The organism is Catenulispora pinistramenti, assembly GCF_018274385.1.
GTDB lineage: Bacteria > Actinomycetota > Actinomycetes > Streptomycetales > Catenulisporaceae > Catenulispora > Catenulispora pinistramenti.
On sequence record NZ_JAAFYZ010000039.1, the window covers coordinates 38,100 to 60,451 of the forward strand.

General features: G+C 66.9%; 11 protein-coding genes. 9 read left to right on the forward strand and 2 right to left on the reverse strand.

The annotated features are described in order from the left end of the window. Positions 1-110: 110 nt before the first annotated feature. Positions 111-3,146, reverse strand: a complete 3,036-nt coding sequence (locus KGQ19_RS14235; RefSeq protein WP_212009602.1) for a choice-of-anchor D domain-containing protein — start codon at positions 3,144-3,146, stop codon at positions 111-113. Beyond that, positions 3,143-5,098 carry a glycosyl hydrolase family 28-related protein gene (locus KGQ19_RS14240; protein ID WP_212009603.1) on the reverse strand — a complete coding sequence of 652 codons (1,956 nt, stop codon included), beginning with the start codon at positions 5,096-5,098 and terminating at the stop codon, positions 3,143-3,145. Before KGQ19_RS14240 ends, KGQ19_RS14235 begins: the two co-directional genes overlap by 4 nt. A gap of 338 nt (positions 5,099-5,436) precedes the next feature. On the opposite strand from KGQ19_RS14240, the gene KGQ19_RS14245 reads away from it, so the two are divergent. From KGQ19_RS14245 to KGQ19_RS14285, 9 genes are all read left to right on the forward strand, one after another. Then, positions 5,437-6,123 carry a helix-turn-helix transcriptional regulator gene (locus KGQ19_RS14245; protein WP_212009604.1) on the forward strand — a complete coding sequence of 229 codons (687 nt, stop codon included), beginning with the start codon at positions 5,437-5,439 and terminating at the stop codon, positions 6,121-6,123. Positions 6,124-6,562: 439 nt separating this feature from the next. Further along, positions 6,563-8,194: an AMP-binding protein gene (locus KGQ19_RS14250; RefSeq protein WP_307856418.1), complete on the forward strand. Its 1,632-nt coding sequence runs from the start codon at positions 6,563-6,565 to the stop codon at positions 8,192-8,194. Further along, complete coding sequence (locus KGQ19_RS14255; RefSeq protein WP_212009606.1) at positions 8,191-8,754, forward strand: PaaI family thioesterase; 564 nt, start codon at positions 8,191-8,193, stop codon at positions 8,752-8,754. Before KGQ19_RS14250 ends, KGQ19_RS14255 begins: the two co-directional genes overlap by 4 nt. Before the next feature lie 10 nt (positions 8,755-8,764). Then, positions 8,765-9,019, forward strand: coding sequence for an acyl carrier protein (locus KGQ19_RS14260; RefSeq protein ID WP_212009607.1), 255 nt, complete (start codon positions 8,765-8,767; stop codon positions 9,017-9,019). After that, the gene (locus tag KGQ19_RS14265) at positions 9,019-9,849 is read left to right on the forward strand and encodes an SAM-dependent methyltransferase (RefSeq protein ID WP_212009608.1); all 831 of its coding nucleotides are present in this window, start codon (positions 9,019-9,021) and stop codon (positions 9,847-9,849) included. Before KGQ19_RS14260 ends, KGQ19_RS14265 begins: the two co-directional genes overlap by 1 nt. 11 nt (positions 9,850-9,860) lie before the next feature. Further along, entirely contained in the window at positions 9,861-10,763 is a 903-nt protein-coding gene (locus KGQ19_RS14270) for an acyl-ACP desaturase (protein WP_212009609.1), read from the forward strand. A gap of 1 nt (position 10,764) precedes the next feature. Then, positions 10,765-12,603 (forward strand): acyl-CoA dehydrogenase, encoded by a 1,839-nt coding sequence (locus tag KGQ19_RS14275; protein WP_212009610.1) that lies wholly within the window; start codon positions 10,765-10,767, stop codon positions 12,601-12,603. A 79-nt stretch (positions 12,604-12,682) separates the two neighbouring features. Further along, entirely contained in the window at positions 12,683-15,865 is a 3,183-nt protein-coding gene (locus KGQ19_RS14280; protein ID WP_212009611.1) for a non-ribosomal peptide synthetase, read from the forward strand. 56 nt (positions 15,866-15,921) lie between these two features. Then, on the forward strand, positions 15,922-22,352 hold a 6,431-nt coding region (locus KGQ19_RS14285), incomplete at its 3' end, for a non-ribosomal peptide synthetase (RefSeq protein ID WP_212009612.1).

Consider the following 22,352-nt stretch of genomic DNA (forward strand, 5'->3'; position numbering starts at 1 on the left):
GTGCCGTTGGAAGGTCCCCAGGGGATATCGGCTGCTGACTGCGCGCGATGAATGCCGCCAGCCCCGTGGACTCCGGTCCACGGGGCTGGCGGCATTGCAGACTGTCGGCCTCAGCCGAAGATCTGCCACTCCGAGACTTGCGCGCCGTTCTGCACGCTGTTCGCGGTGAAGCTCAGCTGGACGTAGCGGTATGCCGTACCCGCCGGGAAGTTGATGGTCACCGTGTTGCCAGTGCTCGGATTCCACGTGTACGTCGCGGAGGCGGTGATGGCCGTCCACGTCGAGTCGTCGTTCGAACCGAGCACCGCCAGGGTCTGGGTCCGGGTCTGCCAGACGGTCAGCGGCGGGAGGTCGATGACCGTGTCGGCGAGCGGCTGGGTCGAGCCCAGGTCGACGGTCAGGGTGCTGGGCCAGGTCCCGTCGCGGCTCTCCCAGTAGCTGCCGGTGTTTCCGTCGTTGGCGTTGGTGGCCGCGTAGGTCTGCTGCACGCTGGAGGCGGTGATCGGTTGCTTGAGCGCGAGGTTGGTGTTCGCGTTCGTGCCGGTCCCGGTGAGCGGGATTGTCAGGGGGCTGTTGCTCGCGTTGCTGCTGACCGTGAGGCTACCGCTGTAGGCCTGGGCGGCGGTGGGGGTGAAGGTGACGTTGGCCGTGCAGCTGCCGCCGGCGGCGATGCTGGAGCCGCAGGTGTTCGTCTCGGCGAAGCCGGTGGCGGCCGTGATGCCGGAGACAGCGGCTGCCGCGGTGCCCGAGTTGGTGATCGTCACTGTCTGGGCCGGGCTGTTCGAGCCGACGCTCACGTTGCCGAAGCTCAGCGAGCTCGGTGTCGCGGCCAGGGTCGGGCCGCCGCTGTTGTTCGCCACCGACATGGTGACGCTGCGCACGATCAGCGGCGCCGTGGGGGCGGTGACGGCGAGCCGGAGATCGGCGCCTCCGTTCTCGAGCTCATCGAGCTGGGCGCCGGTGAGTTGCACGGTGGCGGTGGCCCAGGTGCCGGTGCCGGGGCTGGTGACGCTCGGCCCGTTCTGGTAGGCGTTCGTCGGGGTGCTGTACTGCACCGTGAAGCCTTGGCTCGCGCTCGCCCAGTACGTGACCTGCACCGAGATGTTCGAGGCCGCTTCGACCGCGGACGCCGGGGCCAGCCGCAGGTAGACGTTCGCCGGCGTGACCCCGCTCTGTGCGCTGGTCCAGGTCTCGTACGCGGTCTGGCCGCCCTGGGTGATCTGCGTGAGATTCCCGTCAGAGCCCTGGTTCGTGCCGCCGACGTTCAGGAAGTCCAGTCCGCCACCGGCCTGGCCGGCGGTGGCAGTCACCGTCGTAGCGCCGGTGTACGTGGTCGGACAGCCGGAGGAGGCGGTGCCGGCGGGTGCGGACCCGGCCTTGACGGTCCACTCGGCCAGGCTCGCCGCGGCCAGGCTCGCGCTCACGCAGATCAGCCCGTTCGCCTGGACGGTTTGCGGGAGCGCGGCGCCGGCGGCGTTCACGAGGTAGTAGCTGCCCGCGTTCAGGCCGAGCCCAGCGGGGTCGACGGCGATCGGCGCGTTGTAGGCGGTGCCGGTGGTGATGTTCGCCAGCGTCAGTGAGGCGCTGGTGTGGTTGGCGGCGACGACCGGCACGGTCTGCACGTTGCCGACGGACGGCGCGTCGACCACCGCGTACGCCTTCGCATACTGAGTCAGCTGTGCTGGAGACGTCAGGAGCGCGCCGCCACCGTTCTTGTACGTGGTCAGATTCGCGTCCGCACCGTTGAGCGGCAGCACCCCCGCGAACGAGGACAGGCTCACCGCGCCGTTGGCGACCTCCTGGCTGGTGACGATGGCCAGCCCGGACTGGAAGCTGTTCCAGATGCTGGCCGCCTCGGTCTCCACGTTGTTCAAGCTGCCGCCGGCGGTGTTCCCGTAGCCCTGGGAGACATCGATGTACAGCGCGGCAGGCTGCTGCGGGTACGTTCCCGACAGACTCTTGAGCGTCGGTAGCCAGCTGGTGTAGATGGGGAATCCGACAGTGTCCTTACTTGTGCCGTCATGGATGAAGAAGTCCTCACCGCCTGCCTGCGGGAACGTCATGCCATAGCTGTCGAGCCACTGCACGGCATAGGCGGCGAGCTCAGAGTCCGAACTCGGCGCCGTCCACTCCTCGGCCATCTTCACGCCGTAGGCGCGGGCGAGGCTCGCCATCGCCAACGTCATGCCGGTGTTGCTGGCCGAGTCGGCGATGACGGTGACGTTGTACTTCTTGGCCAGCTTGTAGAACGTGTCCGGGTTGTTGGCGTAGTTCGTCGCGTTCCCGAACCCGCCGCCGTAGTAGTAGTACAGCGGTGTGTTCGCGGTGATGTTGCGCACGGCCGCGGTCAAAGCTCCGTAGGTCTGCTCGACGCTCCAAGCCCGGAACGCCTGGAACACCCCAAACAACGACTGCCCGGCAGCCTCGGCCGGCACCTGGCTGAAGGACGCGTACGACGTGCCCTCATCGGAGTTGAACGTGGCGATGGTGCCGTAGGTGTCGGGCAGGTACACGTTCTGGAACTCGGCGATGTCGTCGGTGGTGTAGCCGCCGCCGGAACCGTTGATGTCCCACTGCGCGTCGAGGAAGCCGTAGTCCAGGATCGCGCCGCCGTACCCGGCGGGCTGCGCGAGCGAGTTCTGGACGGTGTCCTCGACGTAGGTGAAGTACTCGGACTGCTCGGTGGCGTTCCACCAGTCAGGGGCCTGACCCGCCGCCCCGCTGCTGGCCTTCTCGAGGTCGGTGATCCACGGGGCCGGGCTGCCACCCCACCCCGACGACCAGAAGATGGGGATGAGCTGGATCCCGGCCGCGGCGGCGTTGGCCAGTTCCTGGTCCCAGATGGTGAAGCTGAAGGTACCGGCCGACGGCTCGATCGTGCCCCACGGCATGTTCAACTCGGCGGTCGTCAGCCCCTTGGCGGCCAGGCCGGCGAAGTAGGACTCCGACCAGGCCGCGCCGCCGTTGTCGAAGTCGAGCTGGGTGGACCAGATCGGGGTGGTGGGCGACGAGGCGGCGCGCGCCGGTCCCGCCGCGACCGTGGTGGCCAGGCCGGCGGAGCCCGCGGCCAGGGCGAAGGCCGTGATGAGCGAACTCAGGGTTCGTATGCGACGTGATCCGGACGCCGTACGTCTTCTCAGGGTCATGATGCGCTCCTCGTGGGGTTCGTGGAGTCGAGCGAGCCGGGAGCGACCTGGATCGTAGTGCCCGTAGTGCCCGTAGTGCCCGTAGTGCCCGTAGTGCCCGTAGTGCGCGTGGCGCCCGTGGTGCCCGGGTAGGGCGGGAAGACCGGCGGCGGGCTGGTGGTGGTGCAACTCGTCGGCAGGACCCCGGAGTTGCCGCCGGCGTCGGTGATTTTGAAGTTGCCGGCGTCGCAGCTGTAGCTGGGGGTCTTGCACTGGTCGGCCTGGGCGATGCCGGTCCCGGTGACGTTCTTCAGCACCACCGAGCCGCCGGTCTGGTCCTGGAAGGCGAAGGTGCCGGTCCCGGCGATGGTCACGGTGTCCAGGCTGACGCCGTTGACGGTGCCCTGGATCCACTGGACGGCTTCGTAAGGGCTCTGCTCTATCAGGGCATTGCTGACGTTGACCGGCCCGGTGATGGTGGCCTGCTGCGCGTCGAACCACAAGGCCCCGACGCCGAAGTTCCAGTTCGGGTCGAGGTCGCCGTCCCGGAGCATCGTGTTGCCGGAGATCGTGTACAGGCCGACCGGGGTGGACGAGAAGCGCTGGCCGATATGGATGCCGCCGCCCTGGCTGATGCCGGAGTCCACGACGCGGTTCCCGGTGATGGTGTTGTTGTCGCCGCCGTATCCGGCGATGCCGTTGGCGAGCTGCTGGAGCTGGACGGTGTCGTCCGAGATCGTGTCGTGCGAATCCGAGCCGATACTGGCGTCGGCCCACAGGGCGATGCCGTCGTCGCCGGTGTTGCGGACATTGCTGTCGGCGATGGTCGAACCGGTGACGCCGCCGTGCAGGTTGATGCCGTCGGCGGTGGTGTCGCGGATCCGCATGCCGGAGAAGGTCAGGTTGCTCATGGGGCCGTCCATCCAGGCCCCGACCTTCATGTGCTCGATCCAGATGTCGGACACCGTGGAGTTGCTCATCGCCCCGCCGATGCCGTTGACCTGCGCGCTGTCGTTGCGGATCTGGACGTTGCCGGAGATCGCGAAGTTCGACAGGTGCACCTTGGTGCTCGGGTTGGGCGCGGCGTTCCCGTAGAAGCCGGGAGCCGCTCCGGCCACGGTCGAGTACCACATGCCCGCGCCTTCGACGGTGACATCGTTGACGGCGATGTGGCCCGGGACGTTGAAGGTCCCCGGCGGGATCCACACCGTGCCGCCCGCGCCGGCCGCGGCTATTGCGGCGTTGAACGCGGCGGTCGCGTCGGCGACGCCGGTCGGGTCGGCACCCTTGCTGGTCACCGACACCGAACCGGCCGGCTGCCTTGCCGGCGCCGCGACGTTCTCGAAGTCCGCGACGTCGATCGTATAGGCCGAGGCGGTGTCCTCGGAGTCGACTTGCAGCTTGAAGGTGGTGCCGGCCGGATAGGTCGAGGAGAGCAGCCGGTGGACCTCGTCGTAGAAGTGGTGCGGCTTGCCGTTGCTCGGGTTGTTGGTGAACGGGTAGGTGCCGTAGTACCAGGAGTAGGCGTTGGTCAGCGAGAAGTCGGGCTGCTTGGTGCCGTTGACGTACAGGGACAGCGGGGCGTTGTAGACGGAGCCGGTCGCGGTGTCCGGGATGCTGTAACGGAAGTCGATCGAGTTGGTGGCCACCGGCGTGGTGAAGGCGACGTACCGTCCCTGGCCTTGAAGCGTCACCGCCTTGCGGCCGGAGGCCTCGTCGGCGAGCTGGCCCGCGGCGAAGCTGGGGCCGATGACGGATCCGTTGGTCGCCTGGCTCTCGGCCTCCACCTCGGTATACGGCAGGCTCGCCCCGGCACCGCCGGTGGCTGCCGCCGGGGTGGCGGTGGTGGCCGCGGTCGGGGCGGAAGCGGGCGTCGTGGCGGCGGTGGCGGTCGCGGTCAGAGCTGAGGCCATCAGGACGGCGCCGCCCGCCGCGCCCAAGGTTCTTCGCAGTGTTGGGATCTTCTGTGACACCCCTGATTCCTTTCGACGTGAGGACCATGAAGTGATCGCGATCGTCAAGGGGCGGCGATGCACGGAGGAACGTAACAGTGCGGACAGATGTCTGCAATATTCCGACAACATTGCGTTAAGAAGTCGATCAGCGTCAGAAAAATGCTTTGCCGCCAGAAGATCGGTGAGCGCGGCGAAAGGTTGATCCAGTGTGACCGAGGGGGTATTGTCGGCGACAGACCGTCAGAGCAGGATCCTGATTCAGTCGGTCGCGGGGCGGGCAGTACTGTTCGAATCGGCTGGCGCGGGGGTACTTGTCTTGTCAGTGATCGAAGGCGACGCCGGGTCAGGCTCCTGACATGCGGCGCCCATCCGGCCGGCGGCACGGTGACGGCGGCGACCCGGCCCGCCGGGCGATAGCGGTGATCGAACCGAGCGAGGTCATCCGCCTCGGGCTGGTCGCGATGCTGTCGTCCATGAGCTTCGTGTCCAGGGTCGTGACCATGACCGAGGTCGACGCGCTCTTCGACGACCAGGGGGAGAGCGCCGCCGACACCGTTTTGGCCTCTGAGTCCCTGGACCCCGATGCGCTGGCCAGGCTCCAGGAACTGACCGCGGCCGCCGGTGTCGAACTCCTGATGGTGCTGAACAACGGCGACGCGTCGCGGCTCGGCGATGTCGCCGAGCAGGCCGCCTCCGGCTCGATCGCGTTCGATGCGCTGAACGTCGAGAACCTGAGCCGGGTGTTGCAGGGCATGGCCGCCGATGACGACCAGGTCGAGCCGCCCGCCAAACCGGGCCGCCGGCCGGCTCCCCGCCCCTGGCGCCATCTGAGCGCTGCCTGGCCGCGAATCCAGCTGACCCAGCGCGAGCTCGACATCCTGGTGTTGCTTTCGGAGGGGCTGAGCAACAAGCAGATCGCCCCGAGGATCGGCATCTCAGAGCACGGAGTCAAACGCCACGTCACGAACGTCCTGGCGAAACTGAACTGCACGAATCGGACCGAGGCCGTCGCTTACGCGCTCCAGCAGGGCTTGCTGGCCTAAGCGGTTCCAGCAGCGCGTCATCGGCCCGGGCGCGCTGCTCGGGCCCTGAGGCGGTACGCGTGCGGTCCCGCGATCCCGCCATCACGGCAGCTCACGATAGCCGGGTCCCCGACCGTTCTCGTTCGACGGCCTGATACAGGGTATTGATACGCGTCGAGCCGAAGGCCCGTGCGTTCATCCGCTCAAGGCTGTTCGTCTGCTCAAGTCTGCCCGTTCGGCGATCGCAGAGCGGCCGCCTTGACCCTCCCAGCCCAGGCAGCGGTCCGAATACCGCGATCGGGGAGTCCGATCGGGGTACCCGATCGGCGCTGCGCTCGCTTCGGGTCGCCTCGTAGGATCTGAAAGTGATCAAGGAAGGCCCCCGACCGGTGCGCCAGACTCCCGGCGGTTGGGCCGCCTGATCTGACGGGATGCCCTTCGAGGGGTGGGGGACGGCGTGGTGTCTGACAACGGTCGTACTTTGCACGGAGAGCTGGATCGGACGGCACGCTCCCAACCGGGGCAGCTGGTGAGCTTCGTCAACGAGCGGGTGGAACTCCGCTTGGACGAGTTGTGCGCACAGTCGAGGTCGATGGCGCTCGTCATGGCCGAATCGGGCGTCCGGCGCGGTGATCGCGTGGGCCTGATGCTCGCCAACGAACCCGCCTTCTTGATCTCCCTGGTCGCGTTGAGCCGCCTCGGCGCGTGCGCGTGCCCCCTGTCGTTGCCCACTTCGGGACGCGATGGCTACGCGGAGAAGGTGCAGGGCATCCTGGCCGCGGCGGGGGTCCGGCAGGTCGTCGTCTCGCGCAAGCTCGCGCGGCTGAAATCGTTGCTCGCGCAGGCCTTGGCAGGTGTCTCCCAGCTTCCGGCAGACGAACTAGCGCATGGCGAAGCGGGGGAGTTCCCCGAGGTATCAGGGGACGATGATCTGATCGTCCAGTTCACCTCGGGAAGCACGTCGCGTCCGAAGGGCGTGCGGCTTCGCCAGACCAACCTGCTGGCCGGGCTCGACGCCATCCGGCTGGGCGTGGATCTGGGCCGGCCCGGCGACCGGGCGGGCGTCTGGCTGCCGCTCTTTCACGACATGGGTCTGGTCGGCATGCTCGCCGCGGTGGTGACCGGCATCCCGGTCAGCATCTGGTCGCCGTCGTCCTTTGTGAAGGACCCGGCGAGGTGGCTGCGCGAGGTGTCCGACGGGGGCCACACCGCGTGCGCCATGCCCAACTTCGCCTACGACCTTTTGCGCCAGGCCGTTCCCGCCGATGATGTGCCGGGCTACGACCTCAGCCGGTGGCGGGTCGCGTTCAACGGCGCCGAACCGATCGCGGCGGACTCGGTGGCGGCATTCCTGGCACACTTCGAGCCCGCCGGGTTCAGACCTGAGGCGATGCTGCCGGTGTACGGCCTGGCCGAGGCGACGCTCGCGGTGGCCTTCCCGCCGCTGGGCCGCGAGCCCAAAGTGGACTGGGTCGACCGCGTCACCCTGGCCGAGTCCGCTCTCGCGGTGCCCAGGGATTCGGCATCGTCCGGCGCGCGGCCGGTGGTGGCGCTCGGCGGACCGGTCGCCGGCATCGAGTTCCGCATCGCCGACCCGAAGAACGACGGAGTGCTCGGTGAGCGCAGGGTCGGCGAGGTCCAGGTGCAGGGCGCCCCGGTCACCCCGGGCTATGTGGGCACGCAAGAGCAGCCGTTGACTGTGGACGGCTGGCTGCGCACCGGGGATCTCGGCTACCTCGCCGACGGAGAGCTGCATGTGACCGGGCGGATCAAGGAGATGATGATCGTCCGCGGGGTCAATTACTACCCCGAGGACATCGAGGCCCTGATCCGCGCCGATGCCGAGGTCTACCGCCGGCGGTGCGTGGCCTTCATCGAGGGCTCGGAAGCCGCCGAGCGCATCGTCCTGGTGGCCGAGACCACCGTGGACGACGATGACGAGCGGTCGCGGCTGCGCGAACGGCTGCGGGCGAAAGTGATCGCCGAGACCGGTCTGGAACAACTCGCGGTGACCCTGGTCGGGCCGAACTCCATCCCGCGCACCAGCAGCGGGAAGCTGAAGCGGCTTGAGTCGAATCGGCTCGTCGTATGACGGCCGAACCCTCCGGCGGGCAGATTGCGCAGACTGAGCCGATCGAGCCGACTGCGACGATCGAGTTGCCGTGGCGCGTGCTGCCCGACTACCGGTGTTTCGGCTGCTCGCCGGCTAATGGCAAGGGCCTGCGACTCACCTTCCAGCCGGACGGCGACGGAATCGCCTGCGCGTTGCGCTTCGATCGCGACTACGAATCCCATCCCGGGGTCGTGCACGGCGGAGTCCTGTCGACCGTATGCGACGAGATCATGGGCAACCTGCTTGTCCTGCGCGTCGGCATCCCGGTCTTCACCACGACGTTACGGGTCCGCTTCATCACGTCGGCGAGCATCGGCGTCGACTACCGGTGCGTCGCCACGACCACCGCGGACAGCGGGACGCCCGGCCCTTACCAGGCGCGTGCCGAGGTGTTCGACGAAGCCGGCGGCCTGGTGGTCTCCGCGGTCGGCCAGTACCACCCGATCGCCGTCGAGGAGAACCGCGACCGCATAGACATGACCGACGAACAGGCCATTCTCATCGAGCGTGAGCTCGCCAAATTGAGAGCAGACCATTGAGGAGCGATCGATGAAGGCAACGGATACCGGCGAGAGCATCGCCGAGACCGTGAGCGGGCTGATCCGGCAGGCCGTCGGCGACGTGGCCGACGACACAGACCTGCGCATGATCGAGGGCGTGGACTCGGTCAAGGTATTGAGGGTCATCGCCGCGGTCGAGCGCACCTACGACATCGAGCTCGAAGACGAGGAGGTCTTCGCGCTCAAGACGATCGACGATGTCGTCCGCTCGGTGCGGGCCGCCGTCGAGGCGCAGGGGCTCTGATGACGGTCATCGACACGAATCAGCACTACGACCAGGATCCCGCCGTCTTCGAGCTGTTCCTCGATGCGCGCATGAAGTACACCTGCGGACTCTATAAGAGCGCTGACGACACGTTGGACGTCGCGCAGGAGAACAAGCTCCACTACATCGCCGGAAAGCTGAACATGAAGCCCGGCGGCCGGCTCCTGGACATCGGCAGCGGGTGGGGATCGCTCAGCCTCTTCATGGCCTCCGAGTACGGCAGTGAGGTCGTCGGGGTGAGCCCGGCGCCGAAGCAGTGCGACTATGTGGCACGCCGCGCGCGGCAGATGGGGATTGACGACCGGGTGAGCCTGCGCGTCAGCCATATAGAGAACCTCGACTTGGAGCCGCGCGGCTTCGACGCCATCTCGATGGTGGGATCGAGCGCCCATCTCACCGATATCGACGCCGTGTTCGCCGCGTGCTGGTCCGCGCTGCGCCGGGGTGGACGCGTCTACCTCTCGGACAGCTGTTACCGCAATCCGGCCAAGCAAGCCGAGTTCGCCGAACGCGACAGCGCGCTGTTCGTCAAGGACGCGGTCTTCGGCGGCGGCGACATGCGGCCGCTCGCGACGTTGGTGGCAGCCGCGGAGGGCGCCGGGTTCTCCATCGTCAGTGTCGACGATCTGACCGACGACTACCGGCGCACGATCGAGGCCTGGATGGCCAATGTCGAGCGCAACGCGGACGCGTTGGACGCCATCGAAGCCGGCCTGCCGGCCAAGCTGCTCCGCTATTTCGAGATAGCGAACGCGGGCTGGGGGTTCACCACAAAGCACTACGCCTTGGTGTGCGGCAAATACCGGTGAAGGGACAACCGATGGCCGACTCGAATCCGGCCTCAGCCCGCATCAGCGCCACGCTGATCGGCGCGGCGGAGGTCGACACGGCAGTTCGCTCATTCCTGCGCACGACGCCACCGCATCGGCGCTGGGACGTCGAGCACAGCTTCGACTGGGGTGCGGCGGACGCCGACCGGCTGACCGAGGGGGAACGGTCGGCCGTGGAATTCATCACCCTGATAGAGGACCACCTGCCCGGCTACTTCGCCATGTACGACAAGTTCTTCCCGGTCGATGACACCGTCGATCTGGACGTCTTCGAGCACAACAGGGAGCTGTATCACTTCTCGGTGCGATGGGCGCAGGAAGAGGACACCCATGCCCGGGTGCTCAAGGAGTACCAGATCGCTTCCGGCATCGCCGATCCCGCGTCGCTGCGGCACCAGCTCGCGATCGAGGGGCGAAAGCGCTTCGACGTCGACTACGACCACGCCGTGCAGTTCTTCACCTATCCCTTGGTGCAGGAGAAGGCGACCCAGATCTACTACCAGCGCCTGCGGAATGTGGTCAGTGACCCGCTGCTGCGCGAGATACTCGGCCGGCTGAGCCGGGATGAGGCACGGCACTTCGCCTTCTTCTGCGACATGGTTGAGCAGTACCTGAAGAAGTACGGCGATGCGGCGATAGAGCCGATGCGGGAAGTCATCGCCGACTTCCGGATGCCGCTGGCCGATACGATCCGCGGCTACTGGCGATGGGCGCTCCGGATCGCCGACACGGCCACGTACGACCACACGGACGCCTACGAGCACCTCATCAAGGTGGTCAATCGCGCGGTGGACGCCAAGTCGAACAAGTTCGACGAGCTGGTCGACTTCGTAGCGGCGTGCCGGTCCCTTTCCGTAGGTGCACGAGTCGATGTCGGCGAGACGGTGAATTGAGATGAGCCATTACAAGAGCAGCGTCCGTGATCTGGAGTTCAACCTCTTCGAGGTGCTGCGTGTCCAGGACAAGCTGAATGCGCCGCCCTTCCAGGACGTTGACGAGGAGACCGCACGCCGGCTGCTCGGCGAGCTCGAAGGTCTCGCCACCGGCGTGCTTTCCGATTCCCTGGTCGACGCTGACCGCAATCCTCCTGCGTTCGACCCCGAGCGGCACGACGTGACGATGCCGGCCTCCGTGGTCAAGGCGGTCGGCGCACTGGTGCAAGGCGGTTGGGACCGTACCTCGATCCGCGGCGAACTCGGCGGCTTCGGCATCCCGGCCGCGTTGTCATGGTCCTGCACGGAGCTGATACTCGGCGCCAATCCGGCCCTGTACTTCTATGTCGGCGGCAAGATATCCGCGCAGATCATCTTCGACAACGGCACGCCGGAGCAGCAGCAGTGGGCCAGATTCGCCATCGCTCGGGACTGGGGCTCGACCATGGTCCTCACCGAGCCGGACGTCGGCTCCGACGTGGGGCAGATCAGCACGAAGGCGGTGCGCCAAGAGGACGGCTCATGGCACCTGGAAGGCGTCAAGCGGTTCATCACCGCGGCGGCCCAGGGCGAGCTGACAGAGAACATCATGCATCTGGTGCTCGCCCGGCCCGAAGGGCCCGGCGTCGAGGCGCGGCGGGGGACGAAGGGGTTGGGCCTGTTCCTCGTGCCGATGCATCACTTCGATCCTTCGGCCGGCGAACTGACCGGCGAGCGCAACGGCGTCTACGTGACCAGCGTCGAGGACAAGATGGGCCTCAAGGCCTCGACCACATGCGAGCTGGCCTTCGGTCAGCACGGCAAGGCCGCCAAGGGCTGGCTGCTCGGCGAGCGCGTCGACGGCATCACGCAGATGTTCGACGCGATCACCTATGCCCGGATGATGGTCGGCATCAAGTCGATCTCGACGCTGTCCTCGGCGTATCTCAATGCCCTGGAGTTCGCCCGCGATCGGGTGCAGGGCGCAGACCTCACCCAGCTGCTGGAGAAGAACGCCCCGCGGGTGCCGATCATGCGGCATCCCGACGTTCGCAGAACTCTGATGACGCTGAAGGCGTATGCCGAGGGCATGCGGGGTCTCTATCTCTACACCGCATCTCTGCAAGACGGCACAGCGGGCTTCGGCGGTGACAGCGCCGCCGCCGCGAAAGTGCACGACCTGCTGCTGCCGGTCATCAAGGGGTTCGGCGCCGAGCGTTCTTGGCATCTGCTCTCAGACGCGTTGCAGGTGTTCGGCGGCTCCGGCTATATGCGGGACTACCCGATCGAGCAGTACATCCGCGACGGCAAGGTCGACACGCTCTACGAAGGCACCACGGCGATCCAGTCGATGGACTTCTTCTTCCGCAAGGTCGCCCGGGACGGCGGGATCGCCTTCAACCATCTCACCGGCGAGATCGCCGCCTCGATCGAAGCAGACCACGATGATCGGCTGGATTTCGAACGCGACCAGCTGAGCCGCGCTCTCCAGGACGTCCAGCGGATGTCGCAGGTCTTGTTCGGATATCTGGGCGAGGCGCTGGAGGATCCGAAGAGCGTCTACCGGGTCGGGCGGCACACCGTGCGGTTCCTGCTCGCCGTGGGCGACCTCGCCGTCGGATGGCGCTTGTTCTGCCAGGCGAAGGTCGCCTCGCGTGCCATCGCTGACGGCACCGACGGCGCGGGCCTTGCCTTCTACCAGGGCAAGGTGACCGCGGCCAGATTCTTCGCACGCACCGTCCTTCCCGAGCTTTCGACCCAAGCGCAGGTCATCGAAGCGGATGACGACGGGCTGATGGACCTCGACGAAGCCGCCTTCTAGCCCTGCCTTCCAGCCCTGACACTAAGCCGAATCCGTGCGCCGGGCCAGACATGTATCCGCATTCGAAGGGGAGCGAGCAGTGAACAGCGACGGCGAGGGTAATTCGCTACATCTCACAGCGGCGCAGCGCGGCGTCTGGTTCGCCCAGCAGGTCGAGCCGTCGCCGGGCGTTTACAACATCGGCGAATATCTGGAGATCTCCGGTGACCTCGACGTTCCGCTGCTGCGCCGCGCCATCGAGGTCGCCACCGCCGAGGCGGATGTCCTGCGGACCCGCATCGAGTCGGACGACGACGGGGTCCGGCAGATAGTGGGGCCGGCCGAGGACGTCGAGTTGGAGATCCTCGACCTGGCCGAGGCGGCCGATCCGCTGGCGGACGCCGAGGAGTGGATGCGCAACAAGATCTGGGGCGAGGACGAGCAAGGGCCGGGGAGCCTCAAGGGATTCGCCCTTGTCTACCTCGGCGAGGACCACGTCTTGTTCTTCCTGCGGGGCAGCCATCTGGTCGTGGACGCCTTCGGTGCGGCCCTGATCGCGGTGCGGATCTCCCAGGTGTATTCGGAGCTGGCACAGGGCGGGGAACTCAGCCCGAAGTGGTTCGGCGCGGTGGCCGAGCTCGTCGCGAGCGACCGCGAATACCAGGCGGGGGACGACATCGGGCAGGACGCCGAGTTCTGGCGCGAGCGGCTGCTCCAACGCCCGCAGGCCGTCACGCTCTCCGGCAACCGCGTGCGGGTCGCGAGCAGAACCCTGTGTTACCGCCGAGAGTTCTCGGAAGCGGACGCCGTCGGCATCATCGAAGCCGCCAAGGAGATCGGGGTCTCGACGTCGACGACGTTGCTGGCCCACGTGGCCGTCTTCCTCTGGAAGTCGACCGGTCAGTACGACGTGCCGATCGGACTGCCGGTCGGGGCCCGGACCAAGGACACGCTGCTGGCGATCCCGGGGATGATGTCCAACATCCTGCCGGTCAGGCTGGCCGGGCATGCGGGGCAGGATTTCGCTGAGGTGGCGCGCGGTATCTCGGCCGAGGTCCGCTCGGTGATGGGGCATCAGCGCTACCGCCTGGAGCAGCTGATGCACGACAGCAAGATGATCGCCGGACGTACCGACCCGCTGTTCGGGGTCGAGGTGAACATCATGAACTTCAATGCGAACCTGCGCTTCGGTGAGCTCCAGGCCGAGTTCCGGACGATCAGCACCGGTCCGGTGCACGACGTGACGCTCAACGTCCGCATGGACGCGCAGAACCGCAGCCTGGGCATCGAGATCGAGGCCGACTCGGAGCGCTTTCGGTTGAGCGATCTGGAGGCGATGTCACAGCGGCTGCTCTCGGTGCTCGGCGGCGTGCGCGAGGCCGGTCCGCAGGTCCGGGTCGGGCAGCTGACGGTCCTTTCGCCGGCCGAGCGGCAGACGCTGCTGGTGGCCCGGAACGAGACGGATCACGCGGTCCCCGAGGTCACCCTCGCCGACCTGTTCGCCGCGCAGGCGGCCAAGACGCCGGATCAGGTCGCGGTGGTTTTCGGCGCCACCCGATTGACGTACCGGGAACTCGATGAGGCCGCCGAGCGGCTGGCCTGCTCGCTCCGAGCCGAGGGCGTCGGACCGGAGCGGTTCGTCGCGCTCTGTCTGCCCAGATCTGAGTGGCTGGTCCTGGCAGTGCTCGCGGTGGTGAAGTCGGGCGGCGCCTATCTTCCCATCGACATCGGCTACCCGGCGGACCGGATCAAGGTGATGATCGATGACGCCGAGCCGACCGTGGTCGTCACTCTCGAAGGGCTCAAGCCGACCCTTGCCGGCGCGATCGGCGAGGATCAGGTGACGATAGCGCTGGACGCGTCCGATCCTGCGCGAACATCCGACGACGGCTCCGAGCGGGACATCGTGCTCGCTCAGCACTCACCGGCGTATCTGATCTACACCTCAGGATCCACCGGACGTCCGAAGGGCGTCGTCACGAGCCATTCGGCTATCGTCAACCGGATCCTGTGGATGCAGTCGGCTTATCAGCTCGACGGCTCAGACCGGGTTCTGCAGAAGACGCCGGCAAGTTTCGACGTCTCCGTGTGGGAGTTGTTCTGGCCGCTCAGCGTCGGCGCGACGTTGGTGGTGGCAAAGCCCGACGGACACCGGGATCCCGGCTATCTCGCGGAGCTGATAAGGCAAGAGGGCATCACGGTATGCCACTTCGTCCCTTCGATGCTGCGCGCGTTCCTTCGGGAACTCCGGGACGGCGACGCCAACGCCGCGTCGAGTCTGAAGCGGGTGATCTGTAGCGGCGAGCTGCTGTTGCCCGATCTTCGCGATGAATTCCTTGAGCTCACCGACGCCAGCCTGCACAACCTGTACGGTCCGACCGAGGCTGCCGTCGACGTGACCGCGTCGCCCGCATTGCGGCAGGGCGTTCCCGACGGCTCCGTGCCGATCGGCCGCCCGGTATGGAATACGCAGGTCTACGTTCTGGACGCCGCGCTCGATCCGGTGCCTGACGGCATGGTCGGAGAGCTCTATCTGGCCGGCCGCCAGCTGGCGCGGGGATACCTCGGCCAACCGGGATTGACGGCCACGCGGTACGTCGCGAATCCGTTCGGCGGCGACGGCGCCCGGATGTATCGGACCGGCGATCTGGCGCGATGGTCGGCAGATGGGCAGCTCGAATTCGTCGGGCGCGGCGACAACCAAGTCAAGGTTCGAGGATTCCGGATCGAGCCGGGTGATGTGGAGTCGGCGATCCTGCTTCTCGCCGGAGTCGAGCACGCGGTGGTGGTTCCGCAGCCGGATCGCTTCGGAGACGCCCGGCTTATCGGGTACGTCACGCTGCACGACGGTGCGGACGTTACGCCGGATCGGGTGCGGGAGTTCGTGGCCGGGAAGCTGCCGGGCTACATGGTTCCCGCCACGGTGATGGTCCTCGACGAAATGCCGGTGACCGCGAACGGAAAGGTCGACCTGAAGCTGCTGCCCGCGACCGTCTTCGCCGCGCAGGGCGCCGGCCGGGAGCCGCGCGATCCGTTCGAGAAGTCGCTGTGCGAGGTGTTCGCAGACGTCCTCGGGATTGAGCGCATCGGCATCGACGACTCGTTCTTCGACCTGGGCGGCCATTCACTGGCGGCGACTCGGGCGATCAGCAAGGTCCGATCCGCTCTGGGAGTCGAACTGAGCATGCGCCTTCTCTTCGAGTTTCCATCAGTCTCACTGCTTGCCGAGCAAGTCAGGAAGCTGGAGAAGACGAAGCGGCCCGCGCTACGGGCACGGCGATAGCCCGCGAAGACAGTGCTTCTGTCATTTGCCGGACAGTTTCCTAGGGGTGGATTCAGATGACCGTTGACCGTGACGCCGCCGATTCGCTGCCCGCGCAGAACGAGTTCCTGCCGCTGTCGTTCGCACAGCAGCGGTTGTGGTTCCTCAACCGGATCGAGGAATCGGGCTCCGCCTACAACGAATCGGTCGCTCTGCGGTTGCGCGGGGAGCTGGATCGGGAGGCGTTGGACGCGGCGCTGCGGGATGTGGTCGGCCGGCAGGAAGCGCTGCGGACGGTGTTTCCGACGTGGGAGGGGGTGCCGTTTCAGCGGATCCTGGATCCGGAGGATGTCGGCTCGTTGCTGACGGTCGGGCAGGTCGGTCCTGCTGAGGACTTGGCCGGGGTGTTGGCTGCGGCGGCTGGCTACGTCTTCGATCTGAGCGCTGAGATTCCGCTCCGGGTGGTCTTGTTGGTGGTTTCCCCGGATGAGCATGTGCTGGCTTTGACGGTGCATCACATCGCGGGTGACGGCTGGTCACGAGGACTGCTGGCGCGGGATGTGTCGGTGGCGTATGCGGCGCGGTTGGCTGGTTCGGAGCCGGTATGGGTGCCGTTGCCGGTGCAGTATGCGGATTATGCGTTGTGGCAGCGGGATCTGTTGGGGTCGGAGGACGATCCCGGCAGCGTCCTGTCGGAGCAGTTGGCGTATTGGCGCCGGGTGTTGGCTGATCTGCCGCAGGAGCTGGGGTTGCCGTTCGATCGGCCGCGTCCGGCTATCGCCAGCTACGCCGGTGACGTTGTCGAGTTGAGCGTGTCAGCCGGTGTGCTTGAGCGGTTGGCGGGGTTGGCGCGGGCGCAGGGTGTGACGCTGTTCATGGTGTTGCAGGCTGGCTTGGCGGTGTTGTTGTCCCGGTTGGGGGCGGGGGCGGATGTGCCGATCGGTTCGCCGATTGCGGGGCGTACTGATGAGGCGTTGGATGATCTGATCGGGTTCTTCGTCAATACGCTGGTATTGCGGACGGACGTGTCGGGCGATCCGTCGTTCGTTGAGTTGTTGGGTCGGGTGCGCGAGGCGGGGTTGGGTGCGTTCGCGCATCAGGATGTGCCGTTTGAACGGCTGGTTGAGGACTTGGCGCCGGTGCGTTCGCTGGCGCGGCATCCGTTGTTCCAGGTGATGCTGTCCTTGCAGGACAATGCCGAGGCTGTTCTGGAGTTGCCTGGCGTCGAGGCGGAGTTGTTGGCGCCGGCTGCGTCGGCGGCGAAGTTTGATCTGGCGTTCGAGTTGGGCCAGGCGTTCGATGCTGATAATGCGTCGGCCGGACTGCGCGGCGGGATCACCTTCGCGGTTGACCTGTTCGATCGCGAGACGGTGGAGCTGATCGCGCAGTGGTTCGTGCGGGTGTTGGAGGCGGTGGCCGCCGAGCCGGAGCAGCCGGTCGGACGGGTGGAGGTGTTGTCGGCGGGGGAGCGGCAGCAGGTTCTGCGGGGGTGGAACGACACCGGTCGTGACGTGTCTGCGGCCACGTTGCCGGAGTTGTTCGGGGAGCAGGTGGCCCGGACCCCGGATGCGACGGCGGTGGTGTTCGGCGACCAGGAGCTGACGTATGCGGAGTTGAATACGAGGGCTGATCGGTTGGCTCGGTTGCTGGTTGGTCGGGGTGTGGGGCCGGAGTCGTTGGTCGCGGTGCTGATGACGCGGTCGGCGGACCTGCTGGTGGCGTTGCTGGCGGTCCTGAAAGCCGGCGGCGCCTACCTGCCGATCGACGAGCGTTCTCCGGTCGCCCGAGTCAGCGGGATCGTCCAGGCGGCTGACGTGCGGCTGATGCTGGTGGACGCGGCCGCGGGCGAGAGCGACCTGGCCCGCGAGGTGGCGAATCAGGGAGCTGGTCTTCTCCTGGTCGACGCGGAGACCGGCACGGATGAGCCGGTCGCTCTCCCGGTTTCCGGGCTGCCCGATCGGCTGGCGTACGTGATGTACACCTCGGGGTCCACCGGAGCGCCCAAGGGCATCGGGACGACGCATCGCAACGTGGTCGAGTTGGCCACCGATCATTGCTGGGCACACCCGGACACCCTCCGGGCGCTGATGCTCGCCCCGCACGCCTTCGACGCTTCGACCTACGAGATCTGGGCTCCCCTGCTCTCCGGCGGCGTGGTGGTCGTCGCCCCGGAGGTGAAGCTGGACTCGTCGGCTGTTCGCACCCTGATCACTCGGCACGGGCTCACGCATCTTCACCTGACCGCGGGTCTCTTCCGGGTGATCGCGGAGAACGATCCGCAGTGTTTCGCGGGCCTGCGCGAGGTGCTGACCGGCGGGGACGTCGTCTCCGTCGCGGCAGTGCGGCGGGTACTGGAGGCTCTTCCCGGAATCGTGGTCCGACAGCTGTACGGGCCGACAGAGACAACCCTTTGTGCGACCCATTTCGCGGTGGACACGAGCGAGAACCTCACGCATGTTCTACCGATCGGTGGGCCGCTGGATAACACTCAGGTCTATGTGCTCGATGATGCGTTGAGCCCGGTTCCTGTGGGTGTTCCCGGTGAGTTGTATATCGCCGGTGTTCAGTTGGCGCGAGGTTATCTCGGCCGGATGGGTCTGACGGCTGAGCGGTTTGTCGCGTGTCCGTTCGGTGGGTCCGGGGAGCGGATGTATCGCACGGGTGATGTGGTGCGGTGGGGCGCGGGCGGGGCGCTGGAGTTTGTGGGTCGGGCCGACGATCAGGTGAAGGTCCGGGGCTTCCGGATCGAGTTGGGTGAGGTCGAGGCGGTGCTGGCGGCTCATCCGTCGGTGGGGCAGGCCGTGGTGGTGGTGCGTGAGGATGTGCCAGGGGATAAGCGTCTGGTCGGCTATGTGGTTCCGGCCGTCGGTGCCGATGATGGCCTGGCCGATTCGCTGCGTGCCCATGTGGCTGGTGGGTTGCCGGACTACATGGTGCCGTCGGCGGTGATGGCGCTTGACGCGTTGCCGGTGACGGTGAACGGGAAGCTGGACCGCCGAGCTTTGCCGGCGCCTGACTACGCGAGCGGTTCCGGGCGCGGCCCCGCGGATGCCCGTGAGGAGCTCTTGTGCCAGGTGTTCGCCGAGGTTCTGGGCGTGCCCGCGTTGGGGGTCGATGACAACTTCTTCGAGCTGGGCGGTCATTCGCTGCTGGCGGTCTCGCTGGTTGAGCGGCTGCGCGAGCAGGGGATCTCGATCGATGTCCGGACGCTGTTCGCGTCGCCGACGGTAGCCGGGCTCGCGGCAGTCGCCGGTCGGCGCGAGGTCGAAGTGCCGCCGAACAGGATTCCCGCCGGAGCGCAGGCGATCACGCCGGAGATGCTGCCGCTGGTGGCGCTGACCCAAGGCGAGATCGATCGGATAGTCGCGGGCGTTCCAGGCGGTGCGACGAACGTCAAGGACGTATATCCGTTGGCGCCGTTGCAGGAAGGCATCTTCTTCCACTACCTGCTCGGGTCCGAAGACGGCGATGACGTATACGCGATTCCGACTGTGTTGGGGTTTGATTCCCGGACGCGTCTTGATGACTTCCTGGTCGCGCTTCAGCGGGTGGTGGACCGGCACGACATCCTGCGGACGGCGGTGTTGTGGGATGGCCTTCCCGAGCCGGTGCAGGTGGTCTGGCATCAGGCACGGATGCCGATCGAGGAGGTTTCCCTCGATGGCGACGGCGACGGCGACGGCTCGTCTGCGGTCGAACAGCTGCTGGCAAGCAGCGGCGCGCCGCTGGAAGCCGGTCACGCGCCGCTGCTGAGGGTGCACATCGCCGCCGATCCGGCCGGCGCCGGGTGGCTTGCGCTGCTTCAGATGCACCAACTCGTCCAGGACCACGCGTCGCGGGACGTGCTCCTTGCGGAGGTCCGCGAATTCCAGAGCGGGCGCGGGGCATCCCTGCCGGATCCGCTGCCCTTCCGCGATTTCGTGGCGCGGTCTCGTCTGGGGATGCCGCGCGAGGAGCACGAACGGTACTTCGCCGAGCTGCTCGGCGACGTGGACGAGCCGACGGCTCCGTTCGGCCTGCTGGATGTGCAGGGCGAAGGAACCACGGTCGAGCAGGCGACTCTGTCGATCGACACCGAGTTGGCGACACGTCTGCGCGGTCAGGCCCGCCGGCTCGGGGTGAGCGCGGCCGCCCTGTTCCACACGGCGTGGGCGCGGGTCCTGGCCGCGACCACCATGCGGAACGATGTCGTGTTCGGCACCTTGCTGTACGGGCGGATGCACGCCGGAGCCGGTGCGGATCGGACGCCGGGGCTCTTCATCAACACCTTGCCGGTGCGGTCGGGCGTCGGCGAGGTGGGTGTGGAAGATGCCGTACTCAGCATGCAGGCGCGACTCGGCGAACTGCTGGCGCATGAGAACGCTTCGCTGGCACTGGCCCAGCGGGCCAGCGGCATCGCGGCGCAGGCTCCGTTGTTCACGTCGCTCTTGAACTACCGTCGTGGCGCCGGCCAAGGCACCGGCCTCGAACTCGAGGGCATCGAGCTGCTGCACAGCGACCAGCGGACCAACTACCCCCTCGTGGTCGCGGTCGACGACGTCGAGACCGGCTTCGAGGTGACGGTCCAAGCGGCATTGCCGATCGACGCGGACTACGTGGGCGCATTGCTGCGCACGACTGTCGAGAACCTGGTCACCGCATTGGACTTTGCGCCCCGCACACCGGTCGGCCGGGTCGAGGTGTTGTCAGCGGCGGAGCGGCAGCAGGTTTTGCAGGGGTGGAACGACACGGGCCGTGAGGTCTCTGGGGCGACGTTGCCGGAACTGTTCGGGGAGCAGGCGGCTCGGACTCCGGATGCGATGGCTGTGGTGTTCGAGGGCCAGGAGCTGTCTTACGCGCAGTTGAATGCGCGGGCTGATCGGTTGGCTCGGTTGTTGATCGGTCGTGGGGTGGGTCCGGAGTCGTTGGTCGCGGTGGTGATGGAGCGGTCAGCGGATCTGGTAGTGGCGTTGTTGGCGGTGCTGAAGGCCGGTGGTGCCTACCTGCCGGTGGATCCGGGCTATCCGGCTGATCGGGTGGCGTTCATGGTGGCCGATGCCGGGCCGGTGCTGGCGTTGGGTGATGCGCAGACCGCCCGGTGGTGGACCGGTGATGTGCCGTTGCTGGTGATGGATGATCCGGCAGTGGCGCAGGAGTTGGCAGAGTATAAGGACTCTGAGGTTACCGATGCCGATCGGCGGGGTCGGCTGCTGCCATCCCATCCCGCCTACGTGATCTACACTTCCGGGTCCACCGGCCGGCCCAAGGGCGTCACCATCCCGCACAGCGGCCTGATCAACCGGCTGGCCTGGATGCAGCACGAATACGCTCTCCAGCCGTCAGATCGGGTGCTTCAGAAGACACCGTTCGGCTTCGACGTCTCGGTGTGGGAATTCTTCTGGCCGCTGCTGGAAGGTGCCGCACTCGTGGTCGCGCGGCCCGAAGGCCATCGCGATCCCGCCTACCTGGCCGAGACGATCCGCCGCATGGGGATCACTCATGTCCACTTCGTGCCGTCAATGCTTCAGGCGTTCCTCCAGGAGCCGACGGCAGAGCTCTGTACCGGTCTGCGCGCGGTGTTCTGTAGCGGTGAGGCCCTTTCGGCGGAGCTGTGCGATCAGTTCAAGCGGCTGCTCGACGTTCCTTTGCACAACCTCTACGGGCCGACAGAGGCGTCTATCGACGTCACCGCATGGCCGGTCGATGCGTTGTCGCTTTCGCCGGGCGGCGCGGTGCCGATCGGTGAGCCGGTGTGGAATACGCGGGTCTATGTTCTGGATTCGATGCTGTGCCCTGTACCGGTGGGGTGCGTGGGTGAGTTGTATGTGGCGGGCGTGCAACTGGGGCGGGGCTATCTGGGCCGTGGGGGGTTGTCGGCGTCGCGGTTTGTGGCGAGTCCGTTTGGCGCGGCCGGGGAGCGGATGTATCGCACCGGTGATGTGGTGCGGTGGAACCGAGAAGGCGAGTTGGAGTTTCTGGGCCGGGTTGACGACCAGGTGAAGGTCCGGGGGTTCCGGATCGAGCTGGGTGAGGTTGAGGCGGCGTTGGCGGCGCATTCGTCGGTGGGCCAGGCGGTCGTAGTGGTGCGTGAGGACGTGCCGGGGGATCGGCGCCTGGTCGGCTATGTGGTGCCGTCGGTGGGCGCGGTGGTGGATGGCGCGGAGTTGTTGGATGTGGTGCGGGGTTCGTTGCCGGACTATATGGTTCCGACGGCGGTTGTGGTGCTTGATGCGTTGCCGTTGACGGTGAATGGGAAGTTGGATCGCCGGGCATTGCCGGTTCCTGAGTTTGTGGTGTCGGGTCGGGGTCCTTCATCGGTGGCGGAGGAGATTCTGTGTGGGGTGTTCGCCGAGGTTTTGGGCGTGTCTGTGGTGGGGGTGGATGACAGCTTCTTTGAGTTGGGTGGTCATTCGCTGCTGGCGACGCGCTTGGTGAGTCGGGTTCGTTCGGTGTTGGGGGTGGAGCTTTCGGTTCGGGCGTTGTTTGAGGCGCCGACGGTGGCGGGGTTGGCGGGTCGGTTGGCTGGGGC